Source organism: Streptomyces rhizosphaerihabitans, from assembly GCF_025399795.1.
GTDB lineage: Bacteria > Actinomycetota > Actinomycetes > Streptomycetales > Streptomycetaceae > Streptomyces > Streptomyces rhizosphaerihabitans.
Genome location: NZ_JAODTZ010000030.1, coordinates 39,490 through 53,604, shown reverse-complemented (window position 1 = coordinate 53,604; position 14,115 = coordinate 39,490). Strand labels below are relative to the sequence as shown.

The following is a 14,115-nucleotide window of genomic DNA, read 5'->3' as shown; positions in this document are numbered from 1 at the left end:
ATGCAGAGGCTGTTGCTGGTCGGAGTGGGACTTACGGGACGGCCCTACGCCGCTGCGGCCCGGCGGCTCGGTGTCCTGGTGCACGCCGTGGAGACGGCCGAGCGGGCGGAGTCGCTCGCCGGTGAGGTCGACGACATCACCGTGTGCCGCGGCGGTTCGGACGAACTGTGGGCCGAAGCCGCGAGCGCGGCCGTACGTACCGCCAGGCCGGACGGGGTGGTGGCCTTCAGCGAGCCGCATGTGCTGGCCGCCGCACTGATCCAGGACGAACTGGGGCTGCCGGGACCCTCGTTGAGGGCGGCGTCGCTGTCGCGCAACAAGGCGCTCCAGCGGGCCCGGTTCGCGGCCGCGGGCATAGGCCAGCCCGGCTATCTGGTGACCGAACGGCTCGGCGACGTCGGCGCCTGGGCCGCGGAGCACTTCCCCGTGGTCGTCAAGCCGCTGTCCTCCGCGGGCAGCGCGGGGGTCGAGCTCGTCCAGGACGCCCAGGCGTACGGCGAGACCGCGGCGCGACGCGCCTGCGAGGGCAGGCTCCTGGTCGAACAGGCGGTGACCGGACCGGAGTTCAGCTGGGAGGCGCTGGTACGGGACGGAAAGGTCTGGTTCGCCAACCTGACCGCGAAGGAGACCACGGGGCCGCCGTACTTCGTGGAGACGCAACACCGTACGGCGGTCGAGGTGGACGACGCCACCCGGGTGACGGTCTCCGAACTCGGCACGGACGTCGTCGAAGCCATGGGCATGCGGACCGGCATCGTCCATCTGGAGTTCAGGCTCACCGAGCGCGGACCCGCCGTCATGGAGGTCGCGGTCCGCACCCCGGGCGACCGGCTCATGGATCTGCTCGCACTTGCGTACGACGTGGACTGGTACGAGATGGTGGTCCGGATGGCGCTCGGCATGGAGCTGCCGGAGCCGCCTCGGGGTCCGGTCCGGTACGCCGCGAGCTATCTGCCCACGGGGAACACGGGGGTGGTCACCGCGGTCGAGGGGTTCGACAGCATCCTCGCCCACCCTTGTGTGGTGGACGCCGAGGTGACGGTCGGTCCCGGCGACGTCATCGCCCCGGCCCGCTCATCGGGCGAGCGGGTCGGCCAGGTCGTGCTCGTCGCCGAGGACCGGGCGGGACTGGAAAGCGCACTCGACTACGTCCGGCGCACCCTCGTGGTGACGACCGGGCACGGCGGAGAGGTGCCGCGGCATGGCTGAGCCTGGTGACCGGCGCGTGCGCGCCGCTCTGGACCTCGACTTCGCACGGGCCCGCGAGTACGTCGGAGCGCACACCTACGACGCCCGGGTCCAGGACCTGTCGCCCGCCGGGGTGGCCGCCGCGCTCGCACGCCTGGGCATCGGCCCGTTGCCCGGCGACGCGTTCGACGCCGCGGTGACCGAGACCCACGAGGAGGGCCTGCGCATCCGGTTCGCCGAGGTGCAGGTGCACCGCCGGGACCCGCTCCTGCACGTCGCTGCCATGGACCTCGCGTGCTACGACCGCGAGTACGCGCCTTTCGAGGAGCGCCGGCGGGCCAGGGAGCGGCACCTCGCGCTCTGGCCGGACGCGGTCGACAACGCGCTCGAAGCCCTCGACCGGGTGTCGGCACCGGTCGCCACCGCGTCGCTGCCCGCGGTCCGCGGCCTCGCGTCGGGAGTGCGGGAACCGGGGGCACTCGCGGCGGTGAGGCGGCTGACCGCCCATGTGGAGAAGGCCGCGCGGGACGGCGATCCGTCGGCCGCTCTGGGATCCGACCTGTTCCTGCGGCTGCTCGGCGCGGGGGAGGGCGTCGCCTTCGACCTCACCGAGCTGACCGAGACCGCGGAGCGGGAGCGCGCGAGGCTGCGCGCGCTGCTGGCGGAGGCCGTCGAGCGGCATGCTCCCGGGGAAAGGCCCGCCGACGTGGTGCCCGCACTGTTGCGCGACCACCCGGACACCGCCGAGGGCGTCTTCAAGGAAGCCTCGGCCCTCATCGGTGAGATCACCGCCTTCACCGTCGGCAGAAACCTGATCGGGGATCCCGGCGGGGTCTGCGAGGTCGGACCCGCTCCGCCTTCGCGTGCGTTCGCCCAGGCGATGATGTCGTGGTCGGCGCCCTACGAGCCCGACGCCCCCAGCTGGTACTACGTCGTGCCCCCCGACCCGGCGTGGTCGGCGGAGGAGGCCGCGGACTGGCTCGCGGTGTTCAGCCGTACCTCGCTGCCCGCGATCACCGTGCACGAGGTGACCCCCGGTCACTACGCGCACGGCCGCGCGCTGCGGGCGCTCACCAGCGATGTGCGCCGCTCCCTGGAGTCGCCCGCGTTCGTCGAGGGGTGGGCGCACTACACCGAAGAGCTCCTCGTCGAGGAGTGCTTCCGGGCGGGCGACCCGCTCTATGTCATCGGGACGGCCGTCGAGGCACTGCTGCGCGTGACCCGTCTCGCCTGCTCGATCGGCCTGCACACCGGTGCTCTCTCGGTCGCGGATGCCGCCTCCCGCTTCGAGGAGGACGCCTTCCTGCGCGGTACGGCGGCCATCGGTGAGGCCGGACGCGGCACTGTCGAGGCGACCTACGGCCGCTACACGCTGGGGAAGCTGGAGATCCGGCGGGTGCGCCGACTCGCGCGGCAGAGCTGGGGGGACTCCTACACGCACCGGCGTTTCCACGATGCCCTGCTCGGGCTCGGCATGCCCCCGATCGGCCTGATCGAACGGGCGGTGGTCGGCGACCTCGCCTCCTGACGCCGGTCGGCTCGGGGGAGCTGCCGCCCGAGCCGACCGGGCTCACCGCTCCAGCGGCTTGTGCGTCCTCCGGACTGTAGCCCCCGGTTCCATACTGTATGCATAATGTGACGCGTATTGCCTTCGTGGCTCCCCGGGCCCCCGGGCACTCCGGTCCGCGATGGGTGCCGGGTGGGTGCCTGAGGGGACATCGCGTGGGAATGCTCACCGATGCGGTCGTGTCCACGGCGTTCCGTCTGCGGGTGCGACCGCGTGCTTGCGATCATGTGTTCGCGACGTGACGAGTGGTCTTTTCGATATCGACCGGAGTGAGGTAGCCCACCATGTCGACTCCAGCCCCCCGTCTCGCCCAGTCCGCCAACCGTCTTCCGGGCGGCGGGACGGTCATCGACCGGCTCGTGACGGCCAACCGCGCTTACGCCGCCGGGTTCGTGGACCCCGGCATGGATGCCCGGCCGGTCCAGCGGGTTGCCGTCGTGGCCTGCATGGACGCCCGGATCGACCTCCATGCCGCGCTCGGTCTCGAACTGGGCGACTGCCACACCGTCCGCAACGCGGGTGGCGTCGTGACCGACGACACGATCCGCTCCCTGACGATCAGCCAACGCGCACTCGGTACCCGCAGCGTCATACTCATCCACCACACCGGCTGCGGTCTGCAGAGTCTCACCGAGGATTTCCGGCACGAGCTGGAGATGGAGGTCGGGCAGCGGCCGGCCTGGGCGGTGGAGGCCTTCCGTGACGTCGATCAGGACGTACGGCAGTCGATGCAGCGAGTGCGTACGTCGCCGTTCCTGCCGCACACCGACGATGTGCGGGGCTTCGTCTTCGATGTCACGACGGGGTTGCTGCGGGAGATCGACCCGCGAGCCTGAGCCGCCCTGCCCTCTTGCCGCCGGACGGGCGTCCGCGCGGCAAGAGGGCTTCATCTCCGCCCGGGCGTCCGTGTCGTGAGGCTCGGAGGCGGGCATGTGTCATCGCCCCCGGGATTCACCCTCGCGCCCTCTGGCGCACCCTGCCGACCAGCTGCATACTGTATGCAATTGCCGTGGGAAGTCGTTCCTGAGGAGGGGGTCCCCCGTGTCCTACCGCAGTTCTCTCTCCGCGGTCCTCGCCGAAGTCGTCGCGCCCGCCGCCGAAGTGACCGTCCGGGAAGGCAGGTTCCCCCGCGCCGCCGTGACGGCGCTCGGCCGCTCCGGACTTCTCGGCCTCACCGTCTCCCCGGAGTTCGGCGGTGGCGGGCTCGGGCCGGCGGAGGCCGCCGATGTGGTGGCGCGGACCGCGCGTGTCTGCCCGGCGACCGCAGTCGTGCTCACGTCCCACTTCGCCGCTGTCGCCGCCATCGAGTCCCGCGGCGGATCCTGGGTACGCGGCGAGATCGCCGCCGGACGGCACCTCGCCGGCCTCGCCCTGAACGAGGGCGGCCCCGGTGAGCAGGGGGCGGAGGTCCCGCACGGGATGTCGTGCTCGGTCGCGACCCGCTTCGCCGATGTGGTCGCCCTGCGGGGTCGTAAGCGTCGGGTTGTCGCGTCGGGCGAGGCCGACAGCTACCTCTGGTCGTCCCGGCCGCTCGCCGGGCCGGACGGCCTGACGCTGTGGGTGGTCCCGGCGCAGGCCCCTGATCTGTTCGTGCCGGCCAGGCCCGGCGGGGGAGGGCCCAGCGGCAGCGCGACTTCCACTCTGTGCGCGGATCCGGTACTGGTTCCCGCCGACGTGATGCTCGGACGGGACGGTGGAGGGTTCGACATCCTGCTGCGCACCGTGCGGCCCTGGCTGCTGGAACTGGGCGCCGCCATCGGTGACGACGTCGGGCCCGGCGCCGATGTCCTCGGGCCCGGCGCTGACGTCTCCGGATCCGGTGCCGACGTCCTTGGGCTCAGAGGCGAGGACCTCGCACTCGGCTCCGGCCGGCGCCCCGCCGACTCCCTCGCGGCGACATGAACCCCGGCCCGGCCGACGACGTGACCCGGTGGGCAGCGCGATGAGCCCTGCACGGGGGCCCGTTCGGTCAGTTCTGGTTCCCGGCGGCGAGCTGCTTGCGGTAGAAGCCGGTGGTGCGCTCGGTGTGCTTGCGCATGACCTCGCCGGCGCGGTCCGCGTCGCCCTTGGCGATGGCCCTGATGAGCTGGGCGTGCTCGTTCCAGGCCTCCTTGCCGCGGGGCCGGGCGATCGGCGTGTAGTACCAGCGCACCTTCTGGCTGACGCCCGCGATCAGTTCGGCCAGCACGGCGTTGTCGGCGATGGAGGTGATGAAGGCGTGCAGGGCGGTGTTGGCCGCGACCAGCCGCTCGACATCGCTCGCGGCGAGGGCGTCGACGCCTTCCCGGTGCAACTCCCAGAGCCGTTCGACGTCCTCGGGCTTGGCGTGCTGCGCGGCCAGTTGGGCCGAGTAGGTCTCAAGGACCGCGCGGACACCGAGGAGTTGGGCGGCCTCCTCCTCGGTGGGGGAGTGGACGAAGGCGCCCTGGGCCGGGCGCAGGTCGACCCAGCCGTCGGTCTGGAGTCGTTGCAGCGCTTCGCGTACGGGCTGGCGGCTGACCCCGAGATGTTCCGCGAGTTCGGCCTCGACGAGGTGCTGGCCGGGCTTGAGGGAGCCGCTGACGATCAGCTCGGTCAGGGCGTCGTACACGGCCTGCCGCAGCGGCGCCGGGCGGGTGACGCGCCGGGACGCGGCGGCCGTGAGTGCCTCACGCATAGGAGCCCCGTTCTGCCACCGGGCCTGCGGGGCCGACGGCTCTGCCGAGAGATGGCCGCCGAGAGGGTCGCCGACGGCTGCGTCAGCATACAGGTTTTGGTATGCAGGATGGCGGGTTGCTCCGAGGTGATCGCTCCCGAGGTGGTCCCGGCTCGGCATGGGCGGCCGGCGCCGTCAATAATCGGTCTTCGGGCAGGTCGCGGGCACCAGCGGCCCCCGTCGACCGCTCGCTCCGCCGTGGTTCCGCGCAGTCGAATGCCGCCCCTTGCGGCCAAGTCGCGGTCCTGTGCCAGGGATCGAATCCGATTGGCGAACAGGATCGAGCTCGATTGAGTTCTGTATACAGAAGCCTGTATGGGGTAGTGCCTCAGTCTCCCGCAAGCAGCGCCGGGGACCCGCGCGACGGAAGGCGGAGCGATCATGACGACCAGCGCGAGTGACGTGACGGTCGAGAGCGTGGTCCGGAACGCGGCGGCCGGTCATCGGGGTCAGCGCGGTGCGCTGTTGCCCGTACTCCACGCCGTACAGGCCGAGTTGGGTCATGTGCCGCAAGAGGCGATTGCGGTACTCGCCGACGAGTTCAACCTCTCCCGGGCGGATGTCCACGGAGTGGTGACCTTCTACCACGACTTCCGCCGCGAGAGCGCCGGACGCACCACCGTGCGGATCTGCCGGGCCGAGGCCTGCCAGGCGCTCGGCGCCGACGGCCTGGTGGCCTACGCACGCGAGGCCGGACTGGCGCTCGGGGAGACGACCGCGGACGGTGCCGTGACCGTCGAGCAGGTCTTCTGCCTCGGCAACTGCGCCCTCGGCCCTGCGGCCGAGGTGAACGGCCGGCTGTACGGGCGTGTGGACCCGGCCCGGTTGGGCTCGCTCCTCGACGGGACGGTCTCATCATGAACAGCACCGCGAAACCCATGGCCACGGTCTACGTCCCCCGGGACTCGGCCGCCCGGTCCGTCGGTGCGGACGACGTCGCGGACGCCCTGCGACAGGCGGCCGCCCGCGGGGACTTCGCCCTCGACGTCGTACGCAACGGATCACGCGGCATGCTCTGGCTGGAACCCCTCGTCGAGGTGGTGACCCCGCACGGCCGCGTCGGATACGGCCCCGTCGCCCCGTCCGACGTCGAGGGCCTGCTCGCCGCGGGCATGCTCGACGGCGCCGACCATCCACTGCGGCTCGGCGTCGTCGACGAACTCCCTTGGCTGGCCCGCCAGAACCGGGTCACCTTCGCCCGGGTCGGCGTCACCGACCCGCTGTCCACGGACGACTACCTGGCACACGGCGGCCTCGCGGGGCTGCGCGCAGCGCTGGAGCGCCCGCCCGCCGACGTGGTCGCCGAGGTCACCTCGTCCGGACTGCGCGGCAGGGGCGGCGCGGGGTTCCCGGCCGGCATCAAATGGAAGACCGTGCTCGAGTGCGCGGACGAGCTGAAGTTCGTCTGCTGCAACGCCGACGAGGGCGACAGCGGCACCTTCGCCGACCGGATGGTCATGGAGGGCGACCCGTTCATGCTCATCGAGGGCATGACGATCGCCGCACACGCGGTCGGCGCGAGCGAGGGCTACCTGTACATCCGCTCGGAGTACCCGGACGCGGTGGCCACCATGCGGGCCGCGATCGGCATCGCACGTGAACACGGCTGGCTCGGCAAGGGCATTCTCGGCTCCACGCTCGACTTCGAGCTGCACGTCCGCGTCGGCGGCGGCGCGTACATCTGCGGCGAGGAGACCTCCATGCTGGAGAGTCTGGAGGGCAAGCGCGGCACGGTACGCGCCAAGCCCCCGATCCCCGCGATCGAGGGCCTGTTCGGCAGACCGACCGTGGTGAACAACGTCCTCACCCTCGCGACGGTCCCCGTCGTGCTCGCCTCCGGCGCGCGGGCGTACGCGGAACTCGGCGTCGAACGCTCGCGCGGCACCCAGGTCTTCCAGCTCGGCGGCAACATCGCGCACGGCGGCATCGTCGAGACAGCGTTCGGCGTCACGCTGCGCGAACTGGTCGAGGACTACGGCGGCGGCACGTTCACCGGGCGCCCGGTGCGCACGGTGCAGGTCGGCGGGCCGCTCGGCGCCTATCTGCCGACGTCCATGTTCGATCTGCCGATGGACTACGAGGCCTTCGCGGCGGCCGGGGCGATGGTCGGCCACGGCGGCGTCGTGGTCTTCGACGACACCGTCGACATGGCCGCCCAGGCACGCTTCGCGATGGAGTTCTGCGCCGCGGAGTCCTGCGGCAAGTGCACGCCGTGCAGGGTCGGTTCGGTACGCGGTGTCGAGGTCATCGACAAGATCGTGGCCGGCCGGCACCGGGACGAGAACCTGGCACTGCTTGAGGACCTGTGCGACCTGATGACCGACGGTTCGCTGTGTGCGATGGGCGGGCTGACGCCGATGCCCGTACGCAGCGCCCTCACCCACTTCCATGACGACTTCCTCGCCCGCGAACCGGACCAGGGGGCCAACTCCCGGCAGCCGAGTGGCACGAGGACGGAGGGCACGGCATGACACTGCTCAAGGAACCTGACTTCGGTACCCCGGAACGGCCCGGCGAGGCCACGGTGTCGGTGGAGGTGGACGGGCTGGAAGTGGCCGTCCCCGAGGGCACGTCGGTGATGCGCGCCGCCGCGCTCGCCGGCCTCGACATACCCAGACTGTGCGCCACCGACAGCCTGGAGCCGTTCGGTTCCTGCCGGCTGTGCGTGGTGGAGATCGACGGCAGGCGAGGCACTCCGGCGTCCTGCACCACTCCCGTGGCGGACGGGATGAAGGTGCGTACCCAGACCCCGAAGGTGGAGAAGCTCCGCCAGGGGGTCATGGAGCTGTACATCTCCGACCACCCGCTCGACTGCCTGACCTGCCCGGCCAACGGCGACTGCGAACTGCAGGACATGGCGGGCGTGGTGGGCCTGCGGCAGGTGCGGTACGGCTACGAGGGCGAGAACCATCTCGACGCCGAGAAGGACACGTCCAACCCCTACTTCGACTTCGATCCCTCCAAGTGCATCGCCTGCTCCCGCTGCGTGCGGGCCTGCGGCGAGGTGCAGGGCACGTTCGCGCTGACCATCGAGGGGCGCGGCTTCGACTCCAAGGTCTCGCCCGGCGCCGCCGAGACGTTCATGGACTCCGAGTGCGTCTCCTGCGGGGCCTGCGTCCAGGCCTGCCCGACCTCCACCCTCCAGGAGAAGTCGGTCGTCGAACTCGGCATGCCGACCCGGTCGGTGGTCACCACCTGCGCCTACTGCGGTGTCGGCTGCTCCTTCAAGGCCGAGCTGCGCGGCGACGAACTGGTCCGGATGGTGCCGTACAAGGACGGCGGCGCGAACGAGGGCCACTCCTGTGTGAAGGGCCGCTTCGCGTTCGGCTACGCCACCCACCCCGACCGGGTGTTCAATCCCATGGTCCGCGACAGGATCACCGATCCCTGGCGCGAGGTCGAGTGGGACGAGGCGATCGGCACCGTCGCCCGGCGGATGCGGGACATCCAGAGCCGGTACGGGCCGAGTTCGATCGGCGCGATCTCCTCGTCGCGGTGCACCAACGAAGAGGTCTACGTCGTCCAGAAGATGGTGCGCGCCGCGTTCGGCAACAACAACGTGGACACCTGCGCCCGCGTCTGCCACTCCCCGACGGGATACGGACTCAAGCAGACCTTCGGCGAGTCGGCCGGTACCCAGGACTTCCGCTCCGTGGCGGAGGCCGACGTCATCATGGTGATCGGGGCCAACCCCACCGACGGGCACCCGGTGTTCGCCTCCCGGATGAAGCGGCGCCTGCGCGAGGGCGCGGAGCTGATCGTCGTCGACCCGCGCCGCATCGACCTGGTGCGCTCCCCGCACATCGAGGCCGCGCACCATCTCCAGCTCCGGCCCAGCACCAATGTCGCCGTCGTCAACGCCATGGCGCACGTGGTCGTCACCGAGGGCCTGGTCGACCGGTCCTTCGTGGACCGCAGGTGCGAAGGGTTCGACGAGTGGGCCCAGTTCGTCGCCCTGCCCGAGAACAGCCCGGAGGCCACCGAGGAGATCAGCGGCGTCCCCGCCGCTCAACTGCGGGCCGCCGCCCGGCTGTACGCGAAGGCCAGGAACGGAGCCGTCTACTACGGCCTCGGCGTCACCGAGCACAGCCAGGGCTCGACGATGGTCATGGGAATGGCCAACCTCGCGATGGCGTGCGGCAACATCGGCCGCGACGGCGTCGGGGTCAACCCGCTGCGCGGGCAGAACAACGTACAGGGCTCCTGTGACATGGGTTCCTTCCCGCACGAACTGCCCGGCTACCGCCATGTCTCCGACGACGCCGTGCGCGAGGTGTTCGAGAACCTGTGGGGCGGCACACTCCTCGCCGAACCGGGGCTGCGCATCCCCAACATGTTCGACGCCGCGATCGACGGCACCTTCCGCGGGCTGTTCGTGCACGGCGAGGACATCGCCCAGTCCGACCCCAACCTCCAGCACGTCACCGCCGCGCTCGAAGCGATGGAACTCGTCGTCGTGCAGGACCTGTTCCTCAACGAGACCGCCAAGTTCGCGCATGTCTTCCTGCCCGGCGCTTCCTTCCTGGAGAAGGACGGCACGTTCACCAACGCAGAGCGCCGGATCAACCGGGTCCGCGCGGTGATGAAACCGAGGACGGGCAAGCACGAGTGGCAGATCGTGTGCGAGATCGCCACCGCCATGGGCTACCCGATGGCGTACGACCGTCCGAGCCGGATCATGGACGAGATCGCCTCGGTCACCCCGACGTTCACCGGCGTCTCCTTCGACCTTCTCGACAAGCTCGGCAGTGTGCAGTGGCCGTGCAACGCCTCGGCGCCCGAGGGGACACCGGTGATGCACGTGGACGAATTCGTGCGCGGAAAAGGCAAGTTCGTGGTCACCGCGTATGTGCCGACCAACGAGCGCAGCACCCGGCGCTTCCCGCTGGTGCTCACCACCGGACGCATCCTCAGCCAGTACAACGTCGGCGCGCAGACCCGGCGCACCGGCAATGTCGCCTGGCACCCCGAGGACGTCCTGGAGCTGCATCCGCACGACGCCGAGGTACGCGGCATCACCGACGGTGCGATGGTGACGCTGGCCAGCAGGGTCGGGCGGACGACCCTGCGGGCGGAGATATCCGACCGGATGCCGGCCGGCGTCGTCTACACCACGTTCCACCACCCCGTGACCGGCGCCAACGTGGTGACCACCGAGAACTCGGACTGGGCGACCAACTGCCCCGAGTACAAGGTGACCGCCGTACAGGTCGGGCTCGCCCATCCGCTCGGGCACGGCGACCGGACGCCGGGTCGGGCCCGGGGCGAGACGCCGGAGCCGGCCCGGAGCGAGATGCCGGAGCATGTCGGCGACCAGGATCCGGTGCGGGCCGGGGACGACGTCCTCACAGCGGTGGACTGAGATGACGGGGAGCGTGCCACCGGAACGCCGGATGGCGAACGACATCGCGCTGAACCTCGGCCATCTGCCGGGGGAGTCGGCCGCCGAGGCGATCGCGGGTCACATAGGCCGTTTCTGGGACCCCCGTATGCGTTCCCGGCTCCTCGCGTACGTCGACGCGGGAGCCGAAGGGCTGCATCCGCTGGTGATCGCGGCGGTGCGGCTCCTGCGCTGAGCGCGGCCGCGCGCGGCAGGAGGCGGGACGAGGCCGGCCGGGTACGTTCGGGATGATCACGGCACAGCCGGCCGGTCCGTCCGCTGTGCCGGTGCCGGTGCCGGTTGGCGGCGCGGGCGAGAGGGGAGTCGTTCATGCTGTTCCGGCAACTGGAGTACTTCGTGGCGGTGGCCAGGGAGCGGCACTTCGCGCGGGCCGCGGAATCCTGTTACGTCTCGCAGCCCGCGCTCTCGGCGGCGATCGCCAAACTGGAGCGGGAGTTGAACGTCACGCTCATCAACCGCGGGCACAACTACCAGGGCCTCACTCCCGAAGGTGAACGGCTCGTCGTATGGGCCAAGCGGATCCTCGCCGAGCAGGACGCGTTCAAGGCCGGGGTGGCCGCCGTGCAGTCGGGCATCACCGGGACGCTCCGCCTCGGGACGGACCCCACGGCCTCGACGACTCTGGCGATGCCCGTGGCCGCGTTCTGCGCGGCGCACCCGCTGGCCAAGGTGCAGGTCCGCTCCCGCCTGTCGACGAAGGAACTCCACCGCCAGCTGCGCGACTTCGAGCTGGACGTGGCCATCGCCCACTTCGATCCGGGCGACCAGGAGGGCCTTCAGGTGGTCCCGCTGTACCAGGAGAGGTACATGCTGCTGGTCTCCGACGACCAGCTCATGTCCCAGACCTCCACCATGACATGGGCGGACGCGGCGCAACTGCCGCTCGCGCTGCTGACCCCCGACATGCGCATCCGCCAGATCGTCGACGGCGTCTTCGCGGACAAGGGCTTCGTCGTGACACCGCAGGTGGAGACCGACTCGATCGCCTCGCTCTACGCGCATGTCGGCGGCGGCGACTGGGCCAGTATCGTTCCGCACACCTGGCTGCGCGCGATGCCGGTGATCGGCAGGACGCGCGCGCTTCCGCTGGTCGACCCGGAAGCGGGCGCCCAGGTCTCGGTGGCGATCCACGCGGCGACCCCAGGTTCGGTCGCCGCACGGGCCTTCGTGAACGCGGCGACGGGCCTGGCGCTGGACGACTTCTTCGGCCAGCCCCTGCCGCACGAGCGTCGCGTGCGCTGACAGGGCCGCGCCCGGTACGTGGGACCGTGCGAACAGCCGACAGCCTTTTCCTGTACGTGAGTTCGCGGCCTCCACCTGCCATTGATAGACGTCGCTTATCGGCTGGTCGCCGATGGGTCTTGGACGCGGACGAGCGGGCTGCGGAAGGTGGGAGGAGCAGCCGCAGAGGCAGGACCCGCCCAAGGAGGACCTCGGACCATGACCGCCCCCTCGACACCGGAGACCGCGGCGAACGCCGACATGCAGACCGAGCTCACCGACGGGTACCACCTGGTCGTCGACGCGCTGAGGATGAACGACGTCGACACCGTCTACGGGGTCGTCGGTATCCCGATCACCGACCTGGCCCGTCTCGCGCAGGCGCGGGGCATCCGCTACATCGGCTTCCGGCACGAGAGCAACGCGGGCCACGCCGCCGCGGCCGCCGGCTACCTCACCAAGAAGCCCGGCATCTGCCTGACCGTGTCCGCGCCGGGCTTCCTCAACGGTCTGGTCGCCCTGGCCAACGCCACCACCAACTGCTTTCCCATGGTCCAGATCTCCGGCTCCAGCGAGCGGCACCTGGTCGACCTCAGGCAGGGCGACTACGAGGAGATGGACCAGCTCGCCGCGGCGCAGCCGTTCTGCAAGGCCGCCTACCGGGTGGGCCGGGTGGAGGACATCGGCCGGGGTATCGCCCGTGCGCTGCGCACCGCGGTCTCCGGGCGCCCCGGCGGTGTGTATCTCGACATCCCCGCCGCGGTGCTCGGCTCCATCATGGACGCGGAGGCGGGCGCGAAGACGCTGAGCCGTCTGGTGGACCCCGCGCCGCGCCAGCTGCCGGGCCCCGAGGCGGTGGACCGCGCCATCGAGCTTCTCGCGGGCGCCGAAAGGCCGTTGGTGGTGCTCGGCAAGGGTGCCGCGTACGCGCAGGCCGACGACCGCGTCCGCGAGTTCGTCGAGTCGACCGGCATTCCCTACATCCCGATGTCGATGGCCAAGGGCCTGCTGCCCGACGACCACCCGCAGTCGGCCGCCACCGCGCGTTCGCTGGCCCTGAAGAAGGCCGATGTCGTGATGCTCGTCGGCGCCCGCCTCAACTGGCTGCTGAACCACGGCGAGGCACCGCAGTGGAACCCCGACGCCCGGTTCATCCAGGTGGACATCGAGGCCAGGGAGATGGACAGCAACCAGCCCATCGCGGCCCCGCTCGTCGGAGACGTCGAGTCGGTGCTCGACGCGATCGCCGAACGGGCCAAGCCCGGACGGATCGCCGCGCCCGCCGCCTGGCGCGAGGAACTGGCCGCGCGTTCGGCGCAGAACGTGGCGAAGATGGCGGAGCGACTGAAGGCGGACCCACACCCCATGCAGTTCATGGGCGCTCTGAAGGCCGTACGTGATGTCGTGCACCAGCACCCGGAGACGTACATCGTCAACGAGGGCGCCAACGCGCTGGACATCGCGCGCAACGTCATCGACATGCATGTGCCGCGGCACCGCCTCGACAGCGGTACCTGGGGTGTCATGGGCATCGGCATGGGCTACGCGATCGCCGCCGCCGTCGAGAGCGGCGCCCCGGTCGTGGCCGTCGAGGGCGACAGCGCCTTCGGGTTCAGCGGCATGGAACTGGAGACGATCTGCCGCTACAAGCTGCCCGTCGTCACGGTCGTCATGAACAACGGCGGCGTCTACCGCGGTGACGACGTCAATCCCCTCGACGACGCCCCCTCGCCGACCACTCTCATGCTCGCGGCCCGGCACGACCGGATGATCGAGGCGTTCGGCGGCAGGGGCTACCGCGCCACCACACCCGCCGAGGTCGCCGCCGCCCTCACGGAGGCACTGGCCTCCGGCGGCCCGGCGCTGATCGACTGCGTGATCGACCCCTCCGCCGGGACCGAGAGCGGCCACATCGCGCACCTGAACCCGAAGGGCATCACCGTCGGCAACATCACGCCGGCCAGGAAGTGAGACCGAACTCGCCGACCGAACTCGCCGCCTGTACAGCCGACTTCCGCACCGAGATCATTCACGAGAAGGAAT

11 protein-coding genes are annotated in these 14,115 nt (G+C 70.8%); 10 read left to right on the top strand and 1 reads right to left on the bottom strand.

What is annotated here, in order from left to right; genetic code table 11:
• The 4 genes from N4G66_RS27035 (at position 1) to N4G66_RS27020 (ending at position 4,657) form a co-directional block, all read left to right on the top strand.
• On the top strand, positions 1 to 1,209 hold the full coding sequence (locus N4G66_RS27035) for an ATP-grasp domain-containing protein (protein ID WP_261706813.1): 1,209 nt from the start codon (positions 1 to 3) through the stop codon (positions 1,207 to 1,209).
• On the top strand, positions 1,202 to 2,716 hold the full coding sequence (locus N4G66_RS27030) for a DUF885 domain-containing protein (protein ID WP_261706812.1): 1,515 nt from the start codon (positions 1,202 to 1,204) through the stop codon (positions 2,714 to 2,716). The genes N4G66_RS27035 and N4G66_RS27030 overlap by 8 nt, the downstream gene beginning before the upstream one ends.
• A 323-nt stretch (positions 2,717 to 3,039) precedes the next feature.
• Positions 3,040 to 3,591 (top strand): beta-class carbonic anhydrase, encoded by a 552-nt coding sequence (locus N4G66_RS27025; RefSeq protein WP_261706811.1) that lies wholly within the window; start codon positions 3,040 to 3,042, stop codon positions 3,589 to 3,591.
• 205 nt (positions 3,592 to 3,796) lie between these two features.
• Positions 3,797 to 4,657: an acyl-CoA/acyl-ACP dehydrogenase gene (locus N4G66_RS27020; protein WP_261706810.1), complete on the top strand. Its 861-nt coding sequence runs from the start codon at positions 3,797 to 3,799 to the stop codon at positions 4,655 to 4,657.
• 67 nt (positions 4,658 to 4,724) lie between these two features.
• Here N4G66_RS27020 and N4G66_RS27015 read toward each other — a convergent pair whose 3' ends face one another.
• On the bottom strand, positions 4,725 to 5,411 hold the full coding sequence (locus N4G66_RS27015) for a GntR family transcriptional regulator (protein ID WP_261706809.1): 687 nt from the start codon (positions 5,409 to 5,411) through the stop codon (positions 4,725 to 4,727).
• A 420-nt stretch (positions 5,412 to 5,831) separates the two neighbouring features.
• Here N4G66_RS27015 and N4G66_RS27010 point away from each other — a divergent pair, with 420 nt between their 5' ends.
• The 6 genes from N4G66_RS27010 to oxc all read left to right on the top strand — a co-directional run bounded on the left by N4G66_RS27010 (position 5,832) and on the right by oxc (position 14,043).
• The gene (locus tag N4G66_RS27010; RefSeq protein WP_261706808.1) at positions 5,832 to 6,311 is read left to right on the top strand and encodes an NAD(P)H-dependent oxidoreductase subunit E; all 480 of its coding nucleotides are present in this window, start codon (positions 5,832 to 5,834) and stop codon (positions 6,309 to 6,311) included.
• Positions 6,308 to 7,921 carry a formate dehydrogenase beta subunit gene (locus N4G66_RS27005; RefSeq protein ID WP_261706807.1) on the top strand — a complete coding sequence of 538 codons (1,614 nt, stop codon included), beginning with the start codon at positions 6,308 to 6,310 and terminating at the stop codon, positions 7,919 to 7,921. The genes N4G66_RS27010 and N4G66_RS27005 overlap by 4 nt, the downstream gene beginning before the upstream one ends.
• Positions 7,918 to 10,812: a formate dehydrogenase subunit alpha gene (fdhF, locus tag N4G66_RS27000; RefSeq protein ID WP_261706806.1), complete on the top strand. Its 2,895-nt coding sequence runs from the start codon at positions 7,918 to 7,920 to the stop codon at positions 10,810 to 10,812. The genes N4G66_RS27005 and fdhF overlap by 4 nt, the downstream gene beginning before the upstream one ends.
• Before the next feature lie 31 nt (positions 10,813 to 10,843).
• Positions 10,844 to 11,026 (top strand): formate dehydrogenase subunit delta, encoded by a 183-nt coding sequence (locus N4G66_RS26995; RefSeq protein WP_261706805.1) that lies wholly within the window; start codon positions 10,844 to 10,846, stop codon positions 11,024 to 11,026.
• Between the two features lie 134 nt (positions 11,027 to 11,160).
• Positions 11,161 to 12,093 carry a LysR family transcriptional regulator gene (locus N4G66_RS26990; RefSeq protein ID WP_261706804.1) on the top strand — a complete coding sequence of 311 codons (933 nt, stop codon included), beginning with the start codon at positions 11,161 to 11,163 and terminating at the stop codon, positions 12,091 to 12,093.
• A gap of 198 nt (positions 12,094 to 12,291) precedes the next feature.
• Positions 12,292 to 14,043: an oxalyl-CoA decarboxylase gene (oxc, locus tag N4G66_RS26985; RefSeq protein ID WP_261706803.1), complete on the top strand. Its 1,752-nt coding sequence runs from the start codon at positions 12,292 to 12,294 to the stop codon at positions 14,041 to 14,043.
• Positions 14,044 to 14,115 lie beyond the last annotated feature (72 nt).

Bases quoted from the DNA above. Each gene is read 5' to 3' on its own strand.
- oxc (WP_261706803.1), top strand. From the start codon at position 12,292: ATGACCGCCCCCTCGACACCGGAGACCGCGGCGAACGCCGACATGCAG.
- N4G66_RS27010 (WP_261706808.1), top strand. From the start codon at position 5,832: ATGACGACCAGCGCGAGTGACGTGACGGTCGAGAGCGTGGTCCGGAAC.
- N4G66_RS26995 (WP_261706805.1), top strand. From the start codon at position 10,844: ATGGCGAACGACATCGCGCTGAACCTCGGCCATCTGCCGGGGGAGTCG.
- N4G66_RS26990 (WP_261706804.1), top strand. From the start codon at position 11,161: ATGCTGTTCCGGCAACTGGAGTACTTCGTGGCGGTGGCCAGGGAGCGG.
- N4G66_RS27030 (WP_261706812.1), top strand. From the start codon at position 1,202: ATGGCTGAGCCTGGTGACCGGCGCGTGCGCGCCGCTCTGGACCTCGAC.
- fdhF (WP_261706806.1), top strand. From the start codon at position 7,918: ATGACACTGCTCAAGGAACCTGACTTCGGTACCCCGGAACGGCCCGGC.
- N4G66_RS27015 (WP_261706809.1), bottom strand. From the start codon at position 5,411: ATGCGTGAGGCACTCACGGCCGCCGCGTCCCGGCGCGTCACCCGCCCG.
- N4G66_RS27035 (WP_261706813.1), top strand. From the start codon at position 1: ATGCAGAGGCTGTTGCTGGTCGGAGTGGGACTTACGGGACGGCCCTAC.
- N4G66_RS27025 (WP_261706811.1), top strand. From the start codon at position 3,040: ATGTCGACTCCAGCCCCCCGTCTCGCCCAGTCCGCCAACCGTCTTCCG.
- N4G66_RS27005 (WP_261706807.1), top strand. From the start codon at position 6,308: ATGAACAGCACCGCGAAACCCATGGCCACGGTCTACGTCCCCCGGGAC.